The 24,581-nt window shown below is 71.1% G+C and carries 21 protein-coding genes; 20 read left to right on the top strand and 1 reads right to left on the bottom strand.

Features of this window, described 5'->3' with window-relative positions; all coding sequences use genetic code 11:
• Positions 1-111: 111 nt before the first annotated feature.
• The 17 genes from ACFWQC_RS04260 to ACFWQC_RS04180 all read left to right on the top strand — a co-directional run bounded on the left by ACFWQC_RS04260 (position 112) and on the right by ACFWQC_RS04180 (position 20,342).
• Positions 112-2,241, top strand: a complete 2,130-nt coding sequence (locus tag ACFWQC_RS04260; protein ID WP_378673524.1) for a PQQ-dependent sugar dehydrogenase — start codon at positions 112-114, stop codon at positions 2,239-2,241.
• Positions 2,242-2,470: 229 nt separating this feature from the next.
• Positions 2,471-3,733 carry an ROK family protein gene (locus ACFWQC_RS04255; RefSeq protein ID WP_378673522.1) on the top strand — a complete coding sequence of 421 codons (1,263 nt, stop codon included), beginning with the start codon at positions 2,471-2,473 and terminating at the stop codon, positions 3,731-3,733.
• A complete protein-coding gene (locus ACFWQC_RS04250; RefSeq protein WP_378673519.1) occupies positions 3,730-5,289 on the top strand; it encodes a sugar ABC transporter ATP-binding protein in 1,560 nt (519 codons plus the stop codon). The genes ACFWQC_RS04255 and ACFWQC_RS04250 overlap by 4 nt, the downstream gene beginning before the upstream one ends.
• Before the next feature lie 76 nt (positions 5,290-5,365).
• A complete protein-coding gene (locus ACFWQC_RS04245; protein WP_378673516.1) occupies positions 5,366-6,415 on the top strand; it encodes an ABC transporter permease in 1,050 nt (349 codons plus the stop codon).
• Positions 6,416-6,495: 80 nt separating this feature from the next.
• Positions 6,496-7,533, top strand: a complete 1,038-nt coding sequence (locus ACFWQC_RS04240; RefSeq protein ID WP_355020077.1) for a substrate-binding domain-containing protein — start codon at positions 6,496-6,498, stop codon at positions 7,531-7,533.
• Between the two features lie 82 nt (positions 7,534-7,615).
• Positions 7,616-8,791, top strand: a complete 1,176-nt coding sequence (locus ACFWQC_RS04235) for a Gfo/Idh/MocA family protein (protein WP_378673512.1) — start codon at positions 7,616-7,618, stop codon at positions 8,789-8,791.
• A gap of 65 nt (positions 8,792-8,856) precedes the next feature.
• Positions 8,857-9,678 (top strand): ThuA domain-containing protein, encoded by an 822-nt coding sequence (locus ACFWQC_RS04230; protein ID WP_378673509.1) that lies wholly within the window; start codon positions 8,857-8,859, stop codon positions 9,676-9,678.
• The gene (locus ACFWQC_RS04225; RefSeq protein ID WP_378673506.1) at positions 9,675-10,829 is read left to right on the top strand and encodes an inositol-3-phosphate synthase; all 1,155 of its coding nucleotides are present in this window, start codon (positions 9,675-9,677) and stop codon (positions 10,827-10,829) included. Before ACFWQC_RS04230 ends, ACFWQC_RS04225 begins: the two co-directional genes overlap by 4 nt.
• Positions 10,826-11,674 (top strand): SCO3242 family prenyltransferase, encoded by an 849-nt coding sequence (locus ACFWQC_RS04220; RefSeq protein ID WP_378673503.1) that lies wholly within the window; start codon positions 10,826-10,828, stop codon positions 11,672-11,674. Before ACFWQC_RS04225 ends, ACFWQC_RS04220 begins: the two co-directional genes overlap by 4 nt.
• On the top strand, positions 11,671-12,546 hold the full coding sequence (locus ACFWQC_RS04215; RefSeq protein WP_378673500.1) for a sugar phosphate isomerase/epimerase family protein: 876 nt from the start codon (positions 11,671-11,673) through the stop codon (positions 12,544-12,546). The genes ACFWQC_RS04220 and ACFWQC_RS04215 overlap by 4 nt, the downstream gene beginning before the upstream one ends.
• Positions 12,543-13,151 (top strand): EboA domain-containing protein, encoded by a 609-nt coding sequence (locus ACFWQC_RS04210; protein ID WP_378673498.1) that lies wholly within the window; start codon positions 12,543-12,545, stop codon positions 13,149-13,151. Before ACFWQC_RS04215 ends, ACFWQC_RS04210 begins: the two co-directional genes overlap by 4 nt.
• On the top strand, positions 13,151-14,005 hold the full coding sequence (locus ACFWQC_RS04205) for a TatD family hydrolase (RefSeq protein WP_378673495.1): 855 nt from the start codon (positions 13,151-13,153) through the stop codon (positions 14,003-14,005). The genes ACFWQC_RS04210 and ACFWQC_RS04205 overlap by 1 nt, the downstream gene beginning before the upstream one ends.
• Positions 14,002-15,186 (top strand): metabolite traffic protein EboE, encoded by a 1,185-nt coding sequence (gene eboE / locus ACFWQC_RS04200; protein ID WP_378673492.1) that lies wholly within the window; start codon positions 14,002-14,004, stop codon positions 15,184-15,186. Before ACFWQC_RS04205 ends, eboE begins: the two co-directional genes overlap by 4 nt.
• Complete coding sequence (locus ACFWQC_RS04195) at positions 15,183-16,568, top strand: alkaline phosphatase family protein (RefSeq protein WP_378673490.1); 1,386 nt, start codon at positions 15,183-15,185, stop codon at positions 16,566-16,568. Before eboE ends, ACFWQC_RS04195 begins: the two co-directional genes overlap by 4 nt.
• A 27-nt stretch (positions 16,569-16,595) precedes the next feature.
• Complete coding sequence (locus ACFWQC_RS04190) at positions 16,596-17,603, top strand: sugar phosphate isomerase/epimerase family protein (RefSeq protein WP_378673487.1); 1,008 nt, start codon at positions 16,596-16,598, stop codon at positions 17,601-17,603.
• 31 nt (positions 17,604-17,634) lie between these two features.
• Positions 17,635-18,597, top strand: coding sequence for a sugar phosphate isomerase/epimerase family protein (locus tag ACFWQC_RS04185; protein ID WP_378673484.1), 963 nt, complete (start codon positions 17,635-17,637; stop codon positions 18,595-18,597).
• 176 nt (positions 18,598-18,773) lie between these two features.
• On the top strand, positions 18,774-20,342 hold the full coding sequence (locus tag ACFWQC_RS04180; protein ID WP_378673482.1) for a glycosyltransferase: 1,569 nt from the start codon (positions 18,774-18,776) through the stop codon (positions 20,340-20,342).
• 24 nt (positions 20,343-20,366) lie between these two features.
• Here ACFWQC_RS04180 and ACFWQC_RS04175 read toward each other — a convergent pair whose 3' ends face one another.
• Positions 20,367-21,413, bottom strand: a complete 1,047-nt coding sequence (locus ACFWQC_RS04175; RefSeq protein WP_378673479.1) for a class I SAM-dependent methyltransferase — start codon at positions 21,411-21,413, stop codon at positions 20,367-20,369.
• Positions 21,414-21,609: 196 nt separating this feature from the next.
• Between ACFWQC_RS04175 and ACFWQC_RS04170 the strand changes: the two genes are divergently transcribed.
• The 3 genes from ACFWQC_RS04170 to ACFWQC_RS04160 are packed head-to-tail and all read left to right on the top strand — an operon-like array spanning position 21,610 to position 24,573.
• Positions 21,610-21,948, top strand: coding sequence for a P-II family nitrogen regulator (locus ACFWQC_RS04170; RefSeq protein ID WP_141803747.1), 339 nt, complete (start codon positions 21,610-21,612; stop codon positions 21,946-21,948).
• Positions 21,949-21,997: 49 nt separating this feature from the next.
• A complete protein-coding gene (locus ACFWQC_RS04165) occupies positions 21,998-22,336 on the top strand; it encodes a P-II family nitrogen regulator (RefSeq protein WP_008363338.1) in 339 nt (112 codons plus the stop codon).
• 23 nt (positions 22,337-22,359) lie between these two features.
• Complete coding sequence (locus tag ACFWQC_RS04160; protein WP_378673474.1) at positions 22,360-24,573, top strand: [protein-PII] uridylyltransferase; 2,214 nt, start codon at positions 22,360-22,362, stop codon at positions 24,571-24,573.
• Positions 24,574-24,581: the final 8 nt, after the last annotated feature.

The following is a 24,581-nucleotide window of genomic DNA, read 5'->3' as shown; positions in this document are numbered from 1 at the left end:
CGAAATCATCTTGCGAAAGTACGCAAGTCACTTGACGTGACCGGCGTCACATCGATACGTTCGCGGACGATCTCGCTCCCCTCCCACGACAGCGAGAGAAGGAGATGGACCGTGCGCAGATTCACCCTCTGGAGCGTCGCCACCACCGTGGTCTCCGGCCTCCTGGTTCTGCCCCTCACGACGTCCGCGGACGCGGCCCCCACGGCCGCCCAGCCGCCGGACACCGACTTCGAGAAGGTGACCCTCAACGACCGCCCCGGTGAGCCGATGGACCTCGCGGTCCTGCCCAACGGGGATGTCCTCCACACCACCCGCGCCGGGAAGGTGTGGCTCAACGACTCCGACACCGGCGTCAACAGCGTCGCAGCCGAGTTCGACGTCTACCAGCACGACGAGGAGGGTCTGCAGAGCATCGCTCTGGACCCCGGATACAACGGCCGCACCAACAAGTGGGTCTACGTCTACTACTCGCCGCCGATGAACACCCCCGTCGACGACCCGGCCACGCCGGACGTCAACGAGGGCGATGCCCCCGAGTACGGCACGCCCGCCGACTTCGAGCCCTTCAAGGGCGCGATCCGGCTCTCGCGCTACAAGTACGCCGGCGGCAAGATCGACCTGTCCACCGAGCAGCAGATCATCGACGTACCGGTGGACCGGGGGCGCTGCTGCCACGTCGGCGGCGACATCGTCTTCGACTCCGCGGGCAACCTGATCCTCGCCACCGGCGATGACACCGACCCGTTCCAGTCCGACGGGTATGCCCCGCTCGACGACCGCGAGAACCGTAGCCCGGCCTTCGACGCGAGGCGTACGGCCGCCAACACCGACGACCTGCGCGGCAAGCTCCTCCGGATCAAGCCGGGACGTTCCGGCGGCTACACCGTCCCGAAGGGCAACCTCTTCAAGCAGGGCGTGCCGAAGACCCGTCCGGAGATCTACGCGATGGGCCTGCGCAACCCGTTCCGCATCGAGATCGACCCGGAGACCGACCGTGTCTTCGTGGCCGACTACTCGCCCGACGCCTCCGCCGCGAACCCGGAGCGCGGGCCCGCCGGTCAGGGCAAGTGGACCGTCGTCACCGAGCCGGCCAACTACGGCTGGCCGCTGTGTGCGACTGCCGAGATGCCCTACCGTGACTACGACTTCGCGACCGGGACCTCGGGGCCGGCGTTCGACTGTGACGCCCCGATCAACGACTCTCGGCACAACACCGGTCTGACCGAGCTCCCGCCGGTCACCCAGCCGACCGTCTGGTACACCTACAGCCAGTCCGAGGAGTTCCCCGAGCTCGGTACGGGCGGCATCGCCCCGATGGCCGGCCCGGCGTACGACTTCCGGAAGTCGGCCACCAAGGACCCGCGCTCCGGCGCCTGGCCGGAGTACTACGACGGCGTTCCGCTGTTCGCGGAGTGGGGCCGGGACTACATCAAGGGCATGCGGCTCGACGCCGACGGCGAGCTCACCGGTATCGAGTCCCTGCTCTCCACGTTCGCCACGGACAACGTGATGGACCTGGAGTTCGGCAAGGACGGCTCGCTCTACATGCTCGAGTACGGCGACGGGTTCTTCAGCGAGAACGAGGAGGCCCAGGTCTCCCGGATCGACTACATCGCCCGCACCGGCAACCACAGCCCGAAGCCGGTCATCAGTGCCGACAAGACCGCTGGTCAGCCGCCGCTGACCGTCGCCTTCAACAGCGCCGGGACGACCGATCCCGACGGCGACCGCCTCGTCTACCAGTGGGACTTCGACGGTGACGGCAGGTTCGACGCCACCGGGAAGACCGCCACCCACACCTACCAGGAGCCGGGGGCCTACCGGGCGACTCTGACCGTCACGGACAAGGGCAAGGCGGGCCGCGGCAAGCACGCCTCGGCGGACGTCGACGTCGTCGTCGGCAACGACGTTCCGGTGGTGACCCTGACGACCAGCCCGGCGCCTGGCGAGGCGTTCCACTTCGGTGACACCGTCCAGTTCCAGGTCGAGGTGACCGACGACCAGGCCGTCGACTGCGACCGGGTCTCGGTGACGTACGTCCTGGGCCACGACGAGCACGGACACCCGCAGACCACCGCGAACGGCTGCAGCGGCTCGATCGTGACCACCGTCCCCGGTGGCCATGACCCCGGGCAGGACGACCTGAACGCCGTCTTCGTGGCGGAGTACACCGACCCCGGCGAGGGCGACATCCCGGCGCTCACCGGCACTGACGAGGTGGTGATCGCACCCAGCGAGTGACCCTCGCGATCGACCTGAAAGGGGCATCCGGCCAGCCGCGGTCGGGTGCCCCTTTTTGGGTACTTTGTCCAATCACTTTTCAAAGTTCGACAGAAACTTTGCAGAAACCGCCACGAAAGGGTTGTACAACGTGAGCGGGGTCACTAGTTTGTCTCTCGGTAACCGAATTCTGTGACTGGCATCACAGGCTGCGCCCGCGATGGGCGACCACCCCGGACAGGAGGCAACCGTGCGCGACGCAGACATCACCGTGCGGGTCTCCGCCACCGCCGACCCGGCCGCCGTCCGGACCGCGCGGATGGGGCTGCTCCTGCGGTCGCTCCGCGACCGTGGCCCGCGCTCGCGCGCGCGCTTGGCCGAGGAGACCGGGCTGACCCGCACGGTCGCGACCGGACTGATCGAGGAGCTCGCCGGGCTCGGGTTGGTCTCCTACGAGGACGCCGACCGCCGCGGCGCCGGCCGCCCCGGTGTCCAGGTCCGGCTCATCGGCAGCTCGGTGTGCGGGGTCGGTGCGGAGATCAACGTCGACCACCTCGCCGTCGTCGCCGTCGACCTCGCCGGGTCCGTGATCGCCGAGTTCCGCCGCGGCATCGACGGTCGGCGCCTTCCGCCCGAGGGCGTGCTGGCCGAGCTCGCGGGCCTCGTCGACGACGCCCTCGCCGAGGCACGGACCGCCGGCGCCACCGTCGCGGGCATCACCGTCGGCGTCGCGGGCCTCGTCGACACCGCCACCCAGCGCGTCACCCTCGCACCCAACCTCGGCTGGCGCGACATCGACGCCGCCGAGGAGGTACGCCTCCGGCTGGCCGCCACAGCCGCGCCGGTGCCGCCGTTGCGCGTGGCCAACGAGGCCACCCTCGCCGCCACCGCCGAGCTCGATCCCACCGACGCCGACCGCGCCGACATGGTGGTGCTCTACGGCGAGGTCGGCCTGGGCGGCGCGATCGTCAGCGGCGGCCGAGTTGCCCCGGGCCGGCACGGGTGGGCCGGCGAGATCGGCCATCTCCCGGTCGACCCCCGTGGTCGCCTCTGTGGCTGCGGACGCACCGGCTGCTGGGAGACCGTGGTCGGCCTGCGGGCGCTGCTCGAGGCGGCCACCGACCCCGACGACCCGGTCCGCGACCCGGTGCTGACCCTGGAGGAGCGGCTCGCCACCCTGGTCGAGCGGGCTCGCCTCGCCGACGGCCGCACCCTGGCCGCGCTGGACGAGGTCGGCACCTGGCTCGGCACCGGCGCCGCCATCCTCGTCAACACGCTCAACCCCGGGACTGTCGTGCTCAGCGGCTACTTCGCCGTGCTCGGCGAGTGGCTGCGCCCGGCCGTCGAGGCACGGCTCGCCGCCGACGTCCTCGCGCCGCGTGCCGGCGGCACCCGGGTCGCGATCTCGGCCTTCGGCCCCACCGCCGCGGTCCGCGGCGGCGCACTGGTCTCCCTGGAGCCGGTGCTCTCCGACCCCACCGCCCTCGCCGAACTGCACGGAGGAACCCGATGACCCAGACCCCGAAGCCGTCGCCGGACGGCCCCGCCGCCAGCGCAGACGGGGGTGACGTACTGCTCGAGATGACCGGGATCGTGAAGCGGTTCCCCGGTGTGCTTGCCCTCGGCGGCGTCGACCTCGACGTCCGCGCGGGGGAGGTGCACTGCCTGCTCGGTCAGAACGGCGCAGGCAAGTCGACCCTCATCAAGGTGCTCTCGGCGGCGTACCAGCCCGACGAGGGGGAGATCCTCTGGGAGGGCGAGCCGGTCCGGTTGACCACGCCGGTCGCCGCCATGAAGCGCGGCATCTCGACGATCTACCAGGAGCTCGACCTGGTGCCCGGGCTCACCGTGACCGAGAACATCTTCCTCGGCCACGAGCTCGCCACGGCCGGGTTCAGCCGCCGCGGCGAGGCGACCCAGCGGGTGCGTACGCTCCTGGCCCGGCTCGGCCACAGCGAGGTCGACCCGAACAAGCTGGTCGGCGACCTCTCGCCGGCCGGACAGCAGATCGTCAGCATGGCCCGGGCGCTGTCCCATGACACCCGCCTGCTCATCCTCGACGAGCCGTCGGCGGTCCTCGACCAGGAGGAGGTGGACAACCTCTTCCGCGTCATGCGCGGCCTGACTGCGGAGGGTGTCGCGATCATCTACATCTCCCACCGCCTCGAGGAGATCCGCCAGATCGGCGACCGGATCACGGTCCTCAAGGACGGCCGCACCGTGGCCACCGGGCTCCCGGTCGAGGAGACCCCGACCCGCGAGCTGATCACGCTGATGACCGGCCGCCAGATCGAGTACGTCTTCCCCGAGCGCCCCGCGATCGCACCCGGTCGGGAGGGCACGCCGGTGCTCGAGGCCACCGGTCTCTCCGGCGACCGCTTCCAGGACGTCGACCTGCGCGTCCACGCCGGCGAGATCGTCGGTCTGGCCGGCCTGGTCGGCTCCGGCCGCTCGGAGATCCTCGAGACAGTCTACGGCGCCCGCCGCTCCAGTGCGGGCACGGTCACCGTGAACGGCCGCCGGCTGCGCCGCGGCTCGGTGCGCGCCGCGGTGGCGGCCGGGATCGGCCTGGCTCCCGAAGAGCGCAAGAGCCAGGCGCTGCTGCTCGACCAGGCGGTCTACCGCAACGTGACCGTCTCGTCCCTGAACCGGTTCTCCAAGGCCAGCTTCCTCGACAGCGGCGCCGAGCGCCGTGCCGCCGAGGAGCTCAGCCGCTCGCTCGACGTACGTCCGACCGGGGTGGACCGGCCGGTCCGCAACCTGTCGGGTGGCAACCAGCAGAAGGTCGTGCTCGCCCGCTGGCTGCTGCGCGACTGCAAGGTGCTGCTCCTCGACGAGCCCACCCGGGGCGTCGACGTCGGGGCGCGCACCGAGATCTACAACCTCGTCCGCCGCCTGGCCGACGAAGGTGTCGCCGTGGTCGTGGTGTCCAGCGAGGTGGAGGAGGTGCTCGGTCTCGCCGACCGGGTCCTCGTCATCAGCGAGGGCTCCGTCGTCCACGAGGGACCCGCCACCGAGATCGATGAGTCGAAGGTCCTGGACCTCGTGATGGAAGGAGAGGTCGCATGAGCGAGCGTAAGCGAGCGGCAACAAGCCTCAGGCCGCCGCGTCCGTATTCTCAGATTTGCCCTACGGAGGTGGCGGCATGAGCGACACACCCACAGACGCTGTGACCCAGGCGGACACGGCCCGGGTGGAGAAGGAAGCGGCCCGCCGGGCAGAGCCCGGTGGTCTCGGCCAGCTGCTGCGCAGCGGCGCGGGCCACAACCTGGGCCTGGTCCTGGCGCTGGCGCTGCTGGCCCTGGTCGGCGTCATCACGGGCGGCGAACGGTTCGCATCGGTCGACAACGTGATGACGATCCTGCGCCTCGCGGCGGTGATCGGCGTGGTCAGCATCGGGATGACGTTCGTCATCACCGGCGGTGGCATCGACCTCTCGGTGGGCGCGCTCGTCGCGCTCTCCTCGGTCTGGTGCACGACGTTGTCCACGCAGGCGATGGCCAACGACTACCACTGGATCTTCATCGTCACCACGGCGCTCCTGGTCGGCGCGGGCGCCGGTCTGATCAACGGCCTGCTGGTGGCGTACGGCGGGGTGGTGCCGTTCATCGCGACGCTGGCCATGATGGCCAGCGCCCGCGGTCTGGCCGAGATCATCTCTGCACGCAAGACCCAGATCGTCAGCGTGCCGGGTTTCACCGATGCGCTCTCCCGCGACGTGCTCGGGGTCTCGGTGCTGATCTGGATCTTCGCCATCGTGGCCGTGATCGGCTGGGTGCTGCTCAACCGCACCACCTTCGGCCGGCGCACCCTGGCCATCGGTGGCAACCCGGAGGCCTCGCGCCTGGCCGGCATCAACGTACGCCGCCACACCGTGCTCCTCTACGTGCTCGTGGGTCTCTGCTGCGGCATCGCGGCGGTCATGCTGGTCAGCCGCACCACGACCGGTAGCGCCACCCACGGCCAGCTCTACGAGCTCGACGCCATCGCCGCGGTCGTCATCGGCGGCACCCTGCTCTCCGGCGGGCGCGGCACCATCGTCGGCACCGTCTTCGGTGTGCTGATCTTCATGACCCTCACCAACGTGTTCGTGATCAACAACCTCTCGATCTCGGCTCAGGCATTCACCAAGGGCCTGATCATCATCGCCGCCGTGCTGCTGCAGAAGCGGTTCTCACGACAGCCCGGGTCATGACCGCCCTACGCCGTCCAGCCAGCCGTCCTCGGGTCTCGGACCAATCCCTTCTCCACCTCGCACGATCTAGGAGCACTTCCATGAAACTGAAGTCCACAGCAAAAATCGTCGTCGCCGGCCTCTCGGTGCTCGCCCTCTCGGCGTGCATCAGCAACACCCCCGAGGAGTCCGACAAGGGCGGGGGTACGTCCAACGCCGAGGCTGGCTCCAACGACGAAGCGGGCGACCAGGTCGTCATCGGCTTCTCGGCCCCCGCCGCCGACCACGGCTGGATGGGCGCGATCAGCGAGCAGGCCAAGGCAGCCGCCGATTCCTACGAGGACGTCGAGCTTCGCCTGGCGGAGGGAACCAACGACGTCAGCCTGCAGATCAGCCAGGTCGAGACCTTCATCAACGACAAGGTCGACGCCATCGTGCTGCTGCCCTTCGACGGCGCCGCGATGACGCCGGTTGCGCTCAAGGCGATGGAGGCCGGCATCCCGGTCATCAACGTCGACCGTGAGTTCAACGACCCCAACGCCGCTCGCGTCACCGTGCTCGGCGACAACTACGGCATGGGCGTCTCGGCCGGGACGTACGTCTGCGAGCAGGCCGACGGCAACGAGAACGCCATCGTCGCCGAGATCGCCGGCATCGACTCGCTGCCCCTGACCCAGGACCGGAGCCAAGGCTTCAAGGACGCGCTGGGCGAGTGCGGCCTCGACGTCGACAACCGGGTCGCCGCCGACTTCACCGTCGAGGGTGGCGAGAAGGCCGCCGGCAACCTGCTGCAGGCGGCCCCGAAGATCGACTTCCTGTGGAACCACGACGACGACCAGGGCGTCGGCGTCCTCGCTGCGATCAACAATGCCGGCCGCGACGAGTTCACCATGGTCGGCGGCGCCGGCTCGGCGAACGCGATGCGCGAGATCGAGTCCGGTGACAGCGTCCTCAAGGCGACGGTCATCTACCCCTCCACGCAGGCCGCGGACGGCATCAAGCTCGCCCGGCTCCTGGTGCAGGACAAGGCGATGTCCGACCTGGTCGAGGTGACCGTGCCGCGAACCATCCAGCTGGACGCGCCGGTGGTCACCGAGGAGAACGTGGGCGAGTTCCTCGACACGGCATTCGAGTCCTGATCGAGCCCGACCCAGCCAGACCGCAAGATCGCTCCGCGCTCGGGCGCGGAGCGACACCACCGAAACACAGGATCGAGTTCCGATGACCGAGCAGAACGCCACGCTCGGGGTGGGGATGATCGGCTATGCCTTCATGGGCGCCGTCCACTCCCACGCCTGGCGCAGTGCCCACCGCTTCTTCGACCTTCCCCTGACCCCGCGGATGCAGGTCCTCTGCGGCCGTGACGCGACTCGGGTGGCGGAGGCCGCCACCCGGTTCGGCTGGGAGGAGAGCGTCACCGACTGGCGCGACGTGATCGCCCGCGACGACGTCGACCTGGTCGACGTGTGCACGCCGGGTGACACCCACGCGGAGATCGCGATCGCCGCGCTCGAGGCCGGCAAGCACGTGCTCTGCGAGAAGCCGCTGGCCAACAGCGTGGCCGAGGCCGAGCGGATGGCCGCGGCCGCCGCGGTGGCCGCCGAGCGTGGAGTGCGGGCGATGGTGGGATTCACCTACCGCCGGGTGCCCGCCATCGCCCTGGCCCGGAAGCTGGTCGCCGACGGTCGTCTCGGGGACCTGCACCACGTGCGTGCGCAGTATCTCCAGGACTGGCTGGCCGACCCCGAGACCCCGCTGAGCTGGCGCCTCGACAAGACCAAGGCCGGCTCGGGTGCGCTCGGCGACATCGGCGCCCACGTCATCGACCTGACCCAGCACATCACCGGTGACCGGATCCTGGAGGTCTCCGGGATGCTCGAGACGTTCATCAAGGAGCGCCCGGTGGCGGAGACCTCGTCCGGTCTCTCCGCCACCGCCGGCACCGAACGTGGGCCGGTCACCGTCGACGACGCCGCGCTGTTCCTGGCGCGGTTCGCCGGGGGAGCGGTCGGCTCCTTCGAGGCCACCCGCTTCGCCACCGGCCGCAAGAACGCGATCCGGATCGAGATCAACGGGTCGAAGGGCAGCCTGGCCTTCGACTTCGAGGACATGAACGTCCTGCACTTCCACGACGCGACCCTGCCGGCCGCCGAGGGCGGCTTCCGCCGGATCGTCGTCACCGAGCCCGAGCACCCGTGGGTGGCCGGCTGGTGGCCCCCGGGCCACGGCCTCGGCTACGAGCACGGCTTCACCCACCAGGTCGTCGACCTCGTCCGGGCGCTCGGTGAGGGCACCGAGCCGACGCCGACGTTCGCCGACGGACTCCAGGTGCAGCGCGTGCTCGCCGCGGTGGAGACCAGCTCAGACACCAGGACATGGCAGGAGATCCCCACCTGATCCACTCGGGGCCGCTCGGCCGATTCCAGCCTGTTCAGACCGTTGAGCACAGAAGGGATACGCACATGAAGCACGGATCGAGAAGGTTCCGGACGCTGATCGCGGGAGTCGGGCTGGTGGCAGTGGCCGCCTTCGCCCCGGGCCTGTCACCGGCGCCGGCAGCGAGTGCCGACCGCCCCGGCGGGAGCGAGGGAGTCGGGACGTACGACGTCCTGGTGTTCTCCAAGACCGCCGGGTTCCGGCACGGCTCCATCCCCGACGGCATCGCGGCGATCGAGAGGCTGGGGGCCGAGAACGGCTTCACGGTGACTGCCACCGAGGACGCGGCGGTGTTCAACGACACCGATCTGGCGGCGTACGAGGCGGTGCTGTGGCTCTCCACCACCGGAGACGTGCTCGACGCCGGCCAGCAGGCCGCGTTCGAGCGCTACATCCAGGACGGTGGTGGCTATGTGGGCGTGCACGCCGCCTCCGACACCGAGTACGACTGGCCCTGGTACGGCGGCCTCGTCGGTGCCTACTTCGCCGGCCACCCCGCCCAGCAGACCGCGACGGTGAAGGTGCACGGGCACAACACCGCGGCGACCGCGGCGCTGCCGAAGCGGTGGACGCGCTGGGACGAGTGGTACAGCTTCCGCGACCGTCCGGCCGACTCGATCCGGGTCCTCGCCGACCTCGACGAGCGCAGCTACGACCCGGGCCCGTTCGCCATGGGCAACCCGCACCCGATCGCCTGGTGCCACCGCTACGACGGCGGCCGGGCCTTCTACACCGGCATGGGCCACACCTCGGAGTCGTTCACCGAGCCGGCGTTCCTCTCCCACGTGCTCGGCGGCATCGAGATGGTCGCCGGCGTCGCCCGGTTCCGTTGCGAGGCGGACAGATGAGCGGGCGGGTCGGGCTCTGGCTGGTCGGGGTCTGTGGCTCGGTGGGTGTGACGACGACCGTCGGCGCACTGGCCGTCCGGGCCGGGCTCGTCGGACGGGTCGGGCTGGTCGCCGAGCAGCCGGAGATCGCCGCCGCCGGGCTGCCCTCCTTGGACGACCTGGTGATCGGTGGGCACGACCTTCGGGCAGACCCGTTGCTGAAGCGGGCCGAGCGGCTCGCCGCGGGCGGGGTCGTTCCCGCCGGGATCCTGCCGGCGGTCGCCGGTGAGCTGGAGGAGGTCGAGGGGCGGCTGCGTACGGGCTATGACCCCGCAGGCGCCGAGCCGCAAGGTGTCGCGGTCGAGCGGCTGACCGCTGATCTGGTGGCCTTCCGCGACGAGCACGGGCTCGAGCGGGTGGTCGTGATCGACGTGGCGAGCACCGAGCCGCCGGCCGAGGTCGTGGACGGCGGACCGCTCGCCGACCCCGACGCCCTCGCCGCGGCGCTGGCCGCGGGGGAGTCCCCGCTGCCGGCCAGCTCGGTCTACGTCCTGGCGGCCTATCGGGCCGGCTGCCCGGTGGTCTCGTTCACGCCCAGCCCCGGGCCGCGGCTGCCGGTACTCGTCACCCTCGCCGAGCGCGCGGGGCTCCCGTGGGCGGGCTCGGACGGGAAGACCGGGGAGACGCTGCTGAAGTCGGCGCTGGCGCCGATGTTCTCGACGCGGGCGCTGCAGGTCAACGCCTGGGCCTCGTACAACATGCTCGGTGGCGGTGACGGCGCCACGCTCGCCGACCCGGCAAACGCGCAGAGCAAGCTCGTCACCAAGGCCCAGGGGCTGGAGGCGATGCTCGGTCACCCGGTCGAGGGGCCGATGCACATCGACTACGTCCCTGACCACGGCGACTGGAAGACAGCCATCGACCACGTCTCCTTCGAGGGGTTCCTCGGGGTGCGGATGTCGCTGCAGTTCACCTGGAGCGGCTGCGACTCCGCGCTGGCCGCGCCCCTGGTGCTCGACCTGGCCCGGCTCGTCCTGCGCGCCCAGGAGGCGGAGGAGAGCGGACCGCTCCCGTTCGGGTTCTTCTTCAAGGACCCGGCCGGCTCCACCGAGCACCGGCTCGGCACCCAGTGGGAAGAGCTGGTCGCGTGGTGCGCTCGGGTGGGCGGATGACGTCTCGCGCCCGAGCCTTCGCCGAGCTCGTCCGGCTGCCGGCGGCCCTCACCGTGCCGGGTGACACCCTGGCCGGGGCCGCCGCGGCCGGTCCGCTGCGGGCCCGCGCGGTCGCGATGCCGGCCGCCTCGGTGGCGCTCTACTGGGCCGGGATGGCGCTCAACGACTGGGCCGACCGGGACCTCGACGCCGTCGAGCGCCCCGAGCGGCCGATCCCGTCGGGCCGGATCAGCCCACGGCAGGCGCTGGGGGTGGCCGTCGGGCTAACCGCGGCGGGTGTCGGGCTGGCCGGGCTCACCGGCGGACGTCCGGCCGCGGTGACGGCGGCCGCCCTGGCCGGGACGGTGTGGGCCTACGACACCGTCCTGAAGGACACCTCGGCCGGACCGGTCGCGATGGCCGCGGCGCGAGGTCTCGACGTGCTCCTCGGGGCGAGTGCGAGCGGGCGTACGCGGGCCGGGCTGGTGCCGGCCGGCCTGCTCGCCGCCCACACCGCCGGAGTCACCCTGCTCAGCCGGGGCGAGGTCCACGGCACCCGGCCCGCCACCGCGAGTCTCGCCGGCGGCGTCACGGTCCTGACCGCGGCCGCGGCGGCCGGCCACGGGCGGGCGGCGCTCCCCGTCGCCCTCGCCGCGACGTACGCACGCAGTGTCGGCTCCGCCCAGCTCGCCGCGGTCTCCTCGCCGGATGCCGGTACCGTCCGGCGGGCCACCGGCGCCGGGATCCGCGGGATGATCCCGCTCCAGGCCGCGCTCGTCGCCCGCCGCTCGCCGCTGGCCGCGGTCGCGCTGCTGGCCGCCGGCCCGATCGTCAAGGCCGCCTCGAAGGTGGTGTCACCGACATGAGCACGAGCACGCTGCGGTTCGGCTACGGCACCAACGGCATGCACAGCCACCGGCTCGAGGACGCGCTGAGCCTCCTTGCCGCGCTGGGCTACGACGGGGTCGCGCTGACTCTCGACCACCTTCACCTCGACCCCTTCCGGCCGAACCTGGCGGGCCGGGTCGCCCAGGTCGGCCGACGGCTCGACGAGCTCGGCCTGTCGGTCGTGATCGAGACCGGCGCTCGCTACATCCTCGATCCGCTCCGCAAGCACTACCCGACCCTGCTGCACGCGGGCCCGGACGCGAGTCGTCGGGTCGACTATCTGCACCGGGCGGTCGAGGTGGCCGCCGACCTCGGCGCCGAGGCGGTCTCGTTCTGGTCGGGCACCCTGCCGGACGGCGTGGACGAGGAGCGGGCCTGGGGACGCCTGTGCGACGGGGTGTGGCGGGTCCTCGACGTCGCCACCCGCCGCGGTGTCGTGTGCGCCGTCGAGCCCGAGCCCGGGCACTTCGTCGACACCCTCGACTCCGTGCTCGAGCTGCGTCGGCGCCTCGACGACCCGGAGCTGCTGCGGGTCACCCTCGACCTCGGCCATGTGGTGTGCAACGAGCCGCGGGGGATGGCCGAGACCATCCGCCTCGCCGGTCCGCTGCTGGCCAATGTGCAGGTCGACGACATGGTCGAGGGCGTCCACGAGCATCTGGAGCTGGGCACCGGCGAGGTCGACTTCGCCGACGCGCTCGGCACCCTCGTCGAGATCGGCTACACCGGGCTCGCCGCGCTCGAGCTGCCCCGCCAGTCCCATGCCGCCCCGGTCGTCGCCGAGCGCTCCCTCGCGTTCCTGCGCGAGACCCTCGACGACCTGCCCCGATCCGAGCAGGTGGGCGCATGAACGAGAAGCTCCTTGCCGAGTGGTGCGCCGAGATCGAGGCCGACCCCACCAGGATCAGGACCCGCTTCCCGGCCGCGGCCAGGGAGATCGGCCGCACGCCGGGCACCTCGCCGGAGCCGGGCGCGGAGCGGGTCGAGGACGACGTACGCGTGCGGCTGCTGGTGGCGCTCGGTCGTGGTCTGGCGGGTGACGCCGACACGTTGAGCACCGAGGTGCACGACCTCTACCGCTTCGGGGACGCCGACGAGCGGCGGGCGGTCCTGCTCGGCCTCGGCCACCTCGAGGAGACGATCGGCGACCGCGCCGTCGACCTGCTCCACGACGCGCTGCGCACCAACGACCCGCGCCTGGTGGCGGCCGCCCTGGGGACGTACGCCGCTCGTCTCGATCCCGCCGCGTGGCGCCAAGCCGTCCTCAAGTGCCTCTTCGTCGGCGTACCCCTTCGGCTGGTGGCCGGCCTCGACCCAGCCGACGATCCAGCCCACGACGAGCTGCGCCGGATGGTCGCCGACTACGCCGCCGAGCGGCGCGCGGCCGGCCGCGAGGTGCCCGCCGACGCCCTGCCCTTCCTTCCCGCCCCCACCCAGACCACTCGGGAGTCCTGATGCGCATCTTCGACCCGCACATCCACATGAGCTCGCGTACGACCGACGACTACGAGGCGATGTACGCCGCCGGCGTCCGCGCCCTGGTGGAACCGGCGTTCTGGCTCGGCCAGCCGCGGACCAGCGTCGACTCGTTCGTCGACTACTTCGACGCGCTGGTCGGCTGGGAGCGGTTCCGGGCCTCGCAGTTCGGGATCGCCCACCACTGCACGATCGCGCTGAACCCGAAGGAGGCCAACGACCCGCGCTGCACGCCGGTCCTCGACCTGCTGCCGCGCTACCTCGCTAAGGACGGGGTCGTCGCGGTCGGCGAGATCGGCTTCGACTCGATGACGGAGGAAGAGGAGAAGGCGTTCAGCCGTCAGCTGGAGCTGGCCCGCGAGTTCGCGCTCCCCGCCATGGTGCACACGCCCCATCGCGACAAGCTGGCCGGGACCCGCCGCACCCTCGACCTCGTCGAGGCGGCGGGGATGGAGCCCGGGATGGTCGTCGTCGACCACCTCAACGAGGTGACCGTCGACGTCGTCGACCAGGCGGGCGCCTGGATGGGCTTCTCGATCTATCCCGACACCAAGATGGACCCCGACCGGATGGTCGCCATCCTCCAGCGCCGCGGCCTCGACCGGGTGCTGGTCAACTCCGCCGCCGACTGGGGCAGGTCGGATCCGCTCCGGACAAGGGCGACCGGCGAGGCGATGCTGGCGGCCGGCTTCACCGAGGACGACGTCGACCGGGTGCTGTGGCGCAACCCGGTGGAGTTCTTCGGCCAGAGCGGGCGGCTGCTGCTCGACGTACCTGCCGCCGACCAGGGCGCGACCTTCGCCGGCAACTCGCTGCTGCGAGGTGAGCGATGAGGTTCCGGCACCGCGACGGCACCGTCGTCCACCTCGGCTACTGCAGCAACGTGCACCCCGCCGAGGACGTCGACGGCATCCTCGACCAGCTCCGCCGCTACGCCGGCGAGGTACGTTCCCGGCTCGGCGTCCAGCGGCTCGGCCTCGGGCTGTGGCTGCCCGCCGCGACGGCGCACGAGCTGGCCGGCGACCCGGCCACCCTCGACCGGTTGCGCACCGGCCTGGACCACCACGGCCTGGAGGTCGTCACCCTCAACGCCTTCCCGTACGCCGGGTTCCACGCCCCTGTCGTGAAGCGCGACGTCTACTCCCCGGACTGGTCGACCCGGCGCCGCCTCGACTACACCCTCGACTGCGCCCGGGTGCTGTCGGCGCTGCTGCCCGACGATGCCGTACGCGGCAGCATCTCGACCCTCCCGCTCGGCTGGCGCACCCCGTGGTTCACCGACCGCGACCGGGCTGCGCGCGAGCTGATCGGCGAGCTCGCCGACGGCCTGGCCGGCATAGAGGCCGAGCACGGCAGGCTGATCCGGGTCGGGTTCGAGCCGGAGCCCGGCTGTGTCGTGGAGACGACCCGGGACGCGGTCACCCGGCTCGCCGGGCTGGCGCCCGACCACCTCGGGATCTGCGTGGACACCTGCCACCTCGCCACTCAGTTCGAGGACGCCACGGAGGCGCTCGACCGGCTGCAGGTGGCCGGGCTGCCGGTCGTCAAGGTCCAGGTCTCCGCGGCCCTGCACGCCGACGACCCGAGCGACCCGGCGACCCGGGAGGCCCTGGCCTCCTACGCCGAGGACCGTTTCCTGCACCAGACCCGCGAGCCGCGCGGCGGCCGGGTGGACAGCCGCGACGACCTTCCCGAGGCTCTCGCCGGCCATCGCCCGCTGCCGGCCGAGCATCCCTGGCGAGTGCACTTCCACGTACCTCTCCACGCCGACCCGGCACCGCCGCTGCGCAGCACCCGTGACCATCTCGCGGGCACGCTCGACGCGCTCCTCGGCGGCCCGGTGGCGCACACCGACCACCTCGAGGTCGAGACCTACACCTGGGGCGTACTGCCCGAGCAGGTCCGCCCCGAGGGGGATGCCGGCCTGGTCGCGGGCATCGCGTCCGAGCTGGCCTGGACCCGCGACCGGCTACTCGACTCCGGTCTCGAACTTCTGCAGGAGGCTTCGGCATGAGCGACAACATGAGCGAGCGTACGAACGAGAAGCTGCTGGTCATCGACGTCGTCGGGATGACCCCCGAACTGCTCCAGCACATGCCGCGGGTGCGGCAGGTGGGGGAGTCGGGGTTCACCGCCGAGCTGGGCACGGTGCTGCCCGCGGTCACCTGCTCGGTCCAGTCGACCTTCCTGACCGGCGCGCTGCCGCGCGACCACGGGATCGTCGGCAACGGCTGGTACTTCCGCGACCTCGGCGAGGTGCTCCTGTGGCGCCAGCACAACGCGCTGGTCCAGGGCGAGAAGCTGTGGGACGTCGTACGCCGCCGGCGACCCGGCGCGAAGGTCGCCAACATCTGCTGGTGGTACGCCATGGGTGCCGATGTCGACACCACCGTCACCCCGCGCCCGGTCTACCACGCCGACGGCAAGAAGTCGCCGGACTGCTGGACCTGGCCGCCGTCGCTCCACGACGAGCTCGCCGCGGAGCTGGGCCCGTTCCCGCTGTTCACCTACTGGGGTCCGACCGCCTCGATCAAGAGCTCGGCGTGGATCGTCGCGGCCGCTCGCAAGGTCATGCCCGACCACGACCTCACCCTTGTCTACGTCCCGCATCTCGACTACGACCTGCAGAGGTTCGGCCCCGACAGCCCGCAGGCCGTCCAGGCCGCCCGCGACGTCGACGCCACCCTGGCGCCGCTGCTCGATGACGCCGAGGCCGCGGGCTGCCGGGTCGTGCTGCTGAGCGAGTACGGCATCACCCGCGCCACCCGCCCGGTCGACGTCAACCGGCTGCTGCGCCGCGAGGGCCTCCTGCACGTCCACCACAACGCCACCGGCGAGCTGCTCGACCCGTGGACGTCGCGGGCCTTCGCGGTCGCCGACCACCAGATCGCCCACGTCTACATCAAGGACCCCGCCGACCTGGACCGGGTGCGCGACCTGCTGCAAGGCCTCGACGGTGTGGCCGAGGTGCTCGACCGCGCGGGCCAGGCGACGTACGGACTCGACCACGAGCGCGCCGGCGAGCTCGTCGTGGTGGCCGAGCCGGATGCCTGGTTCACCTACTACTACTGGCTCGACGACGCGAACGCACCCGACTTCGCCCGCGGCGTCGAGATCCACAAGAAGCCCGGCTACGACCCCGCCGAGCTGTTCCTCGACCCCGAGGACCGCTGGGTCAAGCTGCGTGCCGCCACCACGCTGGCCCGCAAGACGGCCGGGCTGCGCTACGCCATGAGCGTGGTGCCGCTCGACCCCGCCCCCGTCTCCGGCAGCCACGGCCGGCTGCCGGAGGACCCCGAGCACGGCCCGGTGCTCGTCTGCTCCGACGCCTCCGCCAAGCGCGACCGGTTCGAGGCCACCGAGGTCCGCGACCTGCTTGCATCCCTGCTCCCCTGAACTGCTCCCTGAGGAAGGACAAACACCATGACCCGACCGATCACGCTCTTCACCGGCCAGTGGGCCGACCTGCCGTTCGAGGAGGTCTGCCGCCTCGCGTCCGAGTGGGGCTACGACGGCCTCGAGATCGCCTGCTGGGGCGACCACCTCGACCCCTGGCAGGCCGCCGAGGACGAGACGTACGTCCAGGCGAAGCTGGACCTGCTGGCCAAGCACAACCTGAAGGTCTTCGCGATCTCCAACCATCTCAAGGGCCAGGCGGTCTGCGACGACCCGATCGACCAGCGCCACCGGGACATCCTGCCCGCCAAGATCTGGGGTGACGGCGACCCCGAGGGCGTACGTCAGCGCGCCGCCGAGGAGATGAAGATGACCGCCCGGGCGGCGAAGAACCTCGGGGTCAAGACGGTCGTCGGCTTCACCGGCTCCTCGATCTGGAAGTACGTCGCGATGTTCCCGCCCGTCTCCCAGGCGATGGTCGAGGCCGGCTACCAGGACTTCGCCGACCGGTGGAACCCGATCCTCGACGTCTTCGACGAGTGCGGGGTGCGGTTCGCCCACGAGGTCCACCCCTCCGAGATCGCCTATGACTACTGGTCGACGGTCGCGACCCTGGAGGCGATCGGCCACCGGGAGGCGTTCGGGCTCAACTGGGACCCCAGCCACATGGTGTGGCAACAGGTCGACCCGGTCGGGTTCCTGTGGGACTTCCGCGACCGGATCTACCACGTGGACTGCAAAGACACGAAGATGCAGACCGGCAACGGCCGCAACGCCCGCCTCGGCTCCCACCTTCCCTGGGCCGACCCGCGCCGCGGCTGGGACTTCGTCTCCACCGGCCACGGTGACGTGCCGTGGGAGCAGTGCTTCCGGATGCTCAACTCCATCGGCTACGACGGCCCCATCTCGGTCGAGTGGGAGGACGCCGGCATGGACCGCCTCGTCGGTGCCCCCGAGGCGCTCGCGTTCGTCCGCCGGCTCGCCTTCGACGCCCCCGAGGCGGCCTTCGACGCGGCGTTCTCGACCGCCGACTGACCCGCTACACCCAAGAAGAAGGAGTTACGAGATGTGTTTTGGATTCGACGGTGAAGGTGCGCTGCAGCGCTCACTCGAAAAGCGCGGCCTCAGCCGGCGCTCCCTCATCCGCGGCGCCGCCGCGGGTGCTGCCGCGCTCGGGGTCAGCGGTGCTCTGGCTGCACCGGCAGCCGCTGACGGCGTACGTTCCGGTCGTGGCCACGGTGGCGGCCGCCGGGTCCCGGCCGACAAGATCAGCATCCAGCTCTACACGCTGCGGTCGATCATGACCGGAGCAGGCGTCGACGCGACGCTGGCGAAGCTGGCGCAGATCGGCTACGACCGCGTCGAGCTGGCCGGTCTCTACGGGCGCACCGCCGAGGACATCCGAGGCGTCCTCGACGGGCTCGGGATCCGCTCCAACTCGAGCCACGACGGTCTGAGCAGCAGCTTCGCCGCGCTCGAGACGAAGTTCGACAACTCCGAGACGCTCGGGGTCCGCTACCTCAACGTGCCCTACCTGGCCTCCAGCTCGCTCTCCGACTGGCAGGCCTGGGCCGACCAGATGAACAACGAGGCGGCGGCGGCGAAGCGGCGCGGCTTCCGCTACGGCTACCACAACCACGCCCACGAGTTCACCACTGATCTCGGCGGCGGGGTCACGCCCTGGGACGTGTTCATGCGAGAGCTCGACCCGGCCTACGTCCACCTCGAGGTGGACCTCTACTGGGCAGTCACCGGCGGCGTGAACCTCGGCATGTCCAGCGACGAGGCCATCGACTTCGCGATCGACGTCGTCGACCGGTCTCCGCTCCAGGTCCGCCAGTACCACGTCAAGGACCGCAACGAGGCCACCGGCGACCACGTCGACCTCGGCACGGGGTTCATCGACTTCGCCAAGATCTTCCGCGCCCACCAGGTCGAGGACTACATCGTGGAGAACGACAGCCCCGACGTCACCCCGATCCAGACCGCGGAGGTGGGCTACTCCTACCTGCGTGGCCTGCGCTTCTGACGTACGCCACACCTGACTCGGCAGCCGCCCCCGTCCCTCCCTCCGGGGCGGCTGCCGTCTCCCTCCAGAGGCTCGGTGAACGCTCCGAGAAGTTGAGGTGTCGACCATCCCCCAAACGGTCGCGCGCCCCGTGTCGGGTTCCGCGAACCCTCGGTGAGGGTCATAGGCTGAAGACCATGCCATCGCCCCGGGTATCGCTGATCACCGCTGTCTACAACCCGCCCGCCGATGCCTTCGAGGACACGATCGCGTCGGTTCTCGGCCAGACCCACGAGGACTGGGAGTGGGTCCTCAGCGACGACTGCTCGCCCGCGCCCTGGGTGCTGCCGCGGCTGCGGGAGCTGGCCGCGACGGAGCCGCGGGTGCGTATCGTGGAACGTGCGGCGAACGGTGGCATCGTGGCCGCCTCGAACTCGTCGCTGGCCGAGGCGAGCGGCGAGCTGATCGCCCTGCTCGACCACGACGACGTACTCGAGCCGAACGCGCTGGAGAGGATGGTCCGCGCCTACGACCGGTTCGAGGACCTCGACTACGCCTACAGCGACCAGGACCTGATGTCGGATGCGGGCGAGCTCCGCGACGCCTACTACAAGCCCGACTGGTCCCCGGAGCGGCTGCGGCACCACAACTACTGCACCCACTTCTCGGTGTTCCGCCGCTCGGTCGTGGAGGAGGTCGGCGGCTTCCAGGAGGGCTTCGACGGCTCCCAGGACCACGACCTCGTGCTGAGGGTCAGCGAGCGCGCGCGGCGCATCGTCCACGTCCCCGGCGTGCTCTACCACTGGCGGCAGGTGCCGGGCTCCGCCGCGGCGGACAACCAGGCCAAGCCGTACGCCTGGGACGCCGGCGTACGTGCCGTGCAGGCTCACCTCGACCGGCTCGGGATCCGGGCCACGGCCTCGCGCGGCGTCTCGCCAGGGCTCTACCGCGTCGAGCGCGAGCCCGACCTGGACACTCCGGTCAGCGTGATCATCCCGACCATCGGCACCAGCGCGATCGTGTGGGGCGAGAAGCGCGCGATGGTGGTCGAGACCGTCCGCTCCGTGGTCGCCGCCACCAAGCACCGCAACGTCGAGTTCGTGATCGTCTACGACACCCCGACCCCGGCCCCGGTGCTGGAGGCGCTGCGGGCGATCGAGGGTGCCGACATCAAGCTCGTCGAGTTCAAGGAGAAGTTCAGCTTCAGCGCCAAGTGCAACGTCGGCGCCGCCCACGCCACCGGTGAGATCCTGATCTTCCTCAACGACGACATGGAGGCCTACTCCGAGGGCGTCATCGAGAACCTGATCGCGCCGCTGCGCGAGCCGGACGTCGGCATGACCGGCCCCAAGCTCCTCTTCGAGGACTACCGCATCCAGCACGCCGGCCTGGTCTACGGCAGCGGCACCATCACCCACGCCTACTACCGCGCGCGCCCCGAGGAGCGGGGCAACCACGGCGAGCTGCACATCAACCGGGAGACCTCCGCGCTGACCGGCGCCTGCGTCGCGATGCGGCGTGAGGTCTTCTTCGACGCCGGTGGCTTCAGCGAACGCCTGCCGATCAACTACAACGACGTCGACCTGTGCCTCAAGGTACGTCGCTCACTCGGCCTACGCCTGGTCTGGCTCCACGACGTCGCCCTCTTCCACTTCGAGTCCGTCAGCCGCGACAACGCGGTCCACGACTGGGAGAAGGACTTCATCAACAACCGTTGGGGCAACTACAAGGACGTACGCGAGGCCTACTCCAACGGAGTCCGCTGACCCACGTGCAATCGGCGGGGTGGGTCAGCCTTGGGCTGCGCGGCGGAGGCGGCGTACGACCCGTCGGCCGAAGTTCCGCACCGGGTGGCGGCTGGCGTAGGTCAGGTCGGCCTCGAGGCCGGCGACCTTGCCGCGCAGCCGCTCGATGCGCTCGCGGCGGCGCCGGTTGACCTCGCGGGCCTCGCGCAGCTGCTTGGAAAGCGTGCCGACCCGGGCCTGGGCGGAGTTGGCGGAGGCCTGGATGCCGAGGATGTGGTCGCGGGTGGCCAGCCGGGAGCGGGTGGCCTCCTCGAACCTCCGGGTGTGTACGTCGCGGAGCCGGACCTCGTCGGCCGGGGCGGCCTGGGCGAGCTCGGGAGCGGCCGGCGCGACCTCGCCGTCGGCGAGCGGCCGGGCGGCCAGCTGGAACTGGTAGACCAGCGCGTCGGGCTGCTGGCGTACCCACTCCACGGCCACCTCGGGAAGCAGGCCGGGGTCGACCGAGACCTCGACGTTGAGCGGGTCGGCGGTGGTGCCGCGCAGGTCCTCGACCGCGTAGCCCGCCTCGGTGAAGAGCTGCAGCAGCCCCTCGCGTGAGTAGAACTTGATGTGGGTGCGGTCCAGGAGACCGGTGTCGGTGGTCTGCCAGCGGCCCTGGAGCAGGGCGAGGCGGACCGAGCCGTGGGTGACGTTGGGGATCGAGATGACCACCTGGCCGCCAGGGGCGAGCAGGTCACGGGCCTGCTCGAGTGCCGCCCGCGGGTCGACGAGGTGCTCGAGGACGTCGGCGAAGATCACCACATCGAAGGAGCCGGGCTCGACGATCTCGGTCAGCGGGGTCACATCCAGGTCGGCGACGACCACCTTGTCCAGGACCTTGTCGGCCAGGCTCGCCGCCTCCGGGTCGATCTCGATCCCGGTGACGGTGCAGCCGCGCTCGGTGAGGATCCGGCCGATCTCGCCGGTCCAGCAGCCGACGTCGAGGACCCGCTTCCCACTGCCCGCCGCGACGGCGGACTCAGCCAGGTCGATGACCTGCACATGGCTGGTGTTGCGGTGATCGAGGTCGATCTCGACGGCGTAGTGCGACATGCGACGAGGGTAGCGACCTTTGGTGGCGCCGCGCGGGTCCGGCACGGGTGATTTGCGGGCTGTTTCGACGCTTCGGCGACGTACGGTGAAATGGTCTGTTACACAGTGGAAACAGACGCTTCGGGGTGTCGAAACGTCCCCGGGTCAAGGTGGCGGCGAAGATGACAGGATCAAGGACCTCTGGAGGCGCCCTCTCGTGAAGCTCGTGACCGCAGTGATCAAGCCCCACAAGTGGGAGGACGTGCGCGAGGCCCTCGAAGCCTTCGGCGTGACCGGCATGACCGTCTCCGAAGTCTCCGGCTACGGACGGCAGAAGGGTCACACCGAGGTCTACCGCGGCGCTGAGTACGACATCGCCCTGGTGCCGAAGATCCGCATCGAGATCGTCGTGGAGGACGAGGATGCCGCGGACGTCGTCGGCATCGTCGTGAAGACCGCACAGACCGGGCGGATCGGCGACGGGAAGGTCTGGCTCAGCCCGATCGAGTCCGTCGTCCGTGTTCGGACCGGTGCACGTGATGCCGAGGCGCTCTGACTAGGCTTCGTCCGAGTGCCGGTCCATCGAATCCCACCGGAGGAGAGAAATGAAGCTCGTCACCGCAGTGATCAAACCCCACAAGTGGGAGGACGTCCGCGTCGCCCTCGAAGCTGTCGGTGTCACCGGCATGACCGTCTCCGAGGTCTCCGGCTACGGACGGCAGAAGGGTCACACCGAGGTCTACCGCGGCGCTGAGTACGACGTCGCCCTGGTGCCGAAGATCCGCATCGAGATCGCCGTGCCCGACGAGGAGGTCGAGTCCGTGGTGAGCGCCATCGAGACCTCGGCGAAGACCGAGCGCATCGGTGACGGCAAGGTCTGGGTCTCCCCGCTGGAGACCATCGTGCGGGTCCGCACCGGCGACCGCGACGACGCCGCGATCTGATTCTGCGTTAGCGAGGGGGCGGTGTGACCGCTGAGGGTCGGGCGGAGCGCACAGCCGAGGCAGACGAGCAGTGCGCCAAGGCGTACGCCGCCGCGGGCGGTCCCGAGGTCGGGGTCGCCCTCGTCGCGGTCGGGGGATACGGGCGCGGGGAGCTCGCGCCGTTCTCCGACTGGGACGTGGTCCTGGTGCACGACGACGCCGTCTCGCCGGGTTCGGTGGCCGAGCAGGTCTGGTATCCGCTCTGGGACACCGCGCCCAAGGTCGACCACTCGGTGCGGTCCTTCTCCGAGATGCTCTCGTCCTCGACCGGTGACCTCCGGGTCGCCCTGGGGCTGCTCGACATCCGGCACCTGGCCGGCGACCGCGGGCTCGTGCTGCGGCTGCGTACGACGATGCTGGCGCACTGGCGCAAGCACGCCCGGGCCCTGCTGCCCGAGCTGAGGACGATGAGCGTGGAACGACACCGGCGTGCCGGTGAGCTCGCGCACGCCTCGGTGCCGGATCTGAAGGAGATGTACGGCGGGCTGCGGGACGCGGTCGTGATCAAGGCGATCGTGGCGACCTGGCTGGTCGACGTCCCCGCGGTCGACCTGGAGAAGTCGCGCCGCGCCCTGCTCGACGTACGCGATCTCGTGCAGGAGATCGGCGGCCGGGCCAGCGACCGGGTCGTGCCGGAGATGTGGGACCAGCTCGCCGAGCGGCTCGAGCTCGCCGACGCCCGCACGGCACAGGCCCACGTACGCACCATCGGCCGCCGCCTCACCCATCTCTCCCGCCTGGCGTGGCGACGGGTGGACGGTGTCCTGGAACGCTCGCGCCCCGGAGCGCCGCGCCGCCCGAGGCTCGCGCCTCTGGGCAACGGTCTGGCGCTCGCCTCGGGCGAGGTGGTGCTGGTGCCGGGCGCCCGCCCGTCGCGGGATCCGCTGATGCTGCTGCGGGCCTCGGCGCTCGCCGCCGAGCACGGGGTCGCGCTGGCGCCGCCGACCGCTGCGCGACTGGCCCGGGACACCCCGGCGCTGGCCGAGCCGTGGCCGGAGGAGGCGCGGCATCTCTTCGTACGCCTCCTGGGTGCCGGGCGCGGGCTGCTCGCGGTCTGGGAGACCCTCGAAGAGACCGGCGCGGTCTCCCGGATCCTGCCCGAGTGGGAGCGGATCCGGCTGCTTCCGCACGCCTCGATCATCCACCGCTTCACCGTCGACCGGCACACCATCGAGACCTGCATCGAGGCGGTCGCGCTGCTGCCGCGGGTGGCCCGCCCGGATGTGCTGCTGGTCGCGGCGCTGCTCCACGACATCGGCAAGGGGTCGCTGACCGAGCACAGTGTGGCGGGGGAGCCGATCGCCCGCCGGATCGCCTCCCGGATGGGGTTCCCGGAGGAGGAGGTCGACCTGATCTCGCAGCTGGTGCGCTGGCACCTGCTGCTCTCCACGACCGCGACCACCCGTGACCCCGACGACCCGGCGACCGTCGACCTGGTGGTGGACAAGATGGGCGAGGCCGAGGCGCTCGCGCTGCTCACCGCGCTCACCGAGGCCGACGCCCGGGCGACCAGCACGCAGGCCTGGAGCACCTGGCGGGCCCGGCTCATCCTCGACCTCGCCCGCCGGGCCGCGAGGGTCCTCGACACCGGCGTCGCCGCGGGGGAGCGGCCGCAGGCTGCGGTGGAGCTCCCAGAGAGCGTACGGTCGGGCTCGACCTCCTTCCGTGCCGAGCCGCTCGCCGACGGCGCCCGGGTCTGGGTGATCACGCCCGACCGGCTCGGCCTCCTCGCCGACCTGGCCGCGACCTTCGCGGTCGCGCGGCTGCCGGTCAGAGCGTGTCGTGCCTGGCAGCAGGGCGGTTTCGGGGTCAGCGTGTGGGACCTCGACGACTCCTATGTCGACGCCGCGGTGCTGCGCACCCGTTTCGCCGCCATCACCGAGGGCCGCCTCGACCCGGCGACCCGGCTGGCCCCGAGTGCGGCTGCGCGGGGGAGCGAGCCCTCGGTCGTCGTACGTCCCGAGGCATCCAGCAAGGCCACCGTCCTCGAGGTGCGCACCGTCGACCGTCCCGGGGTCGTCTACACCGTCGCCGTCGCGCTGGCGCGGATGGAGATCGCGGTCCGTTCCGCCCACATCTCCACCCTCGGTCCGCAGGCCGTCGACGTCTTCTACCTCCAGGAGGCCTCGGCCGGAGTCCTCGCAGAGCATCGCGCGGCCGAGGCGGCCCATGCGGTCCGCGCGGCCCTCGAGTGCTGACCGAGGCG

It is taken from the genome of Nocardioides sp. NPDC058538 (genome assembly GCF_042719275.1).
Classification (GTDB): Bacteria; Actinomycetota; Actinomycetes; order Propionibacteriales; family Nocardioidaceae; genus Nocardioides.
The sequence above is the reverse complement of the archived record's forward strand: the minus strand, read 5'-3'. Positions and strand labels throughout refer to the sequence as shown.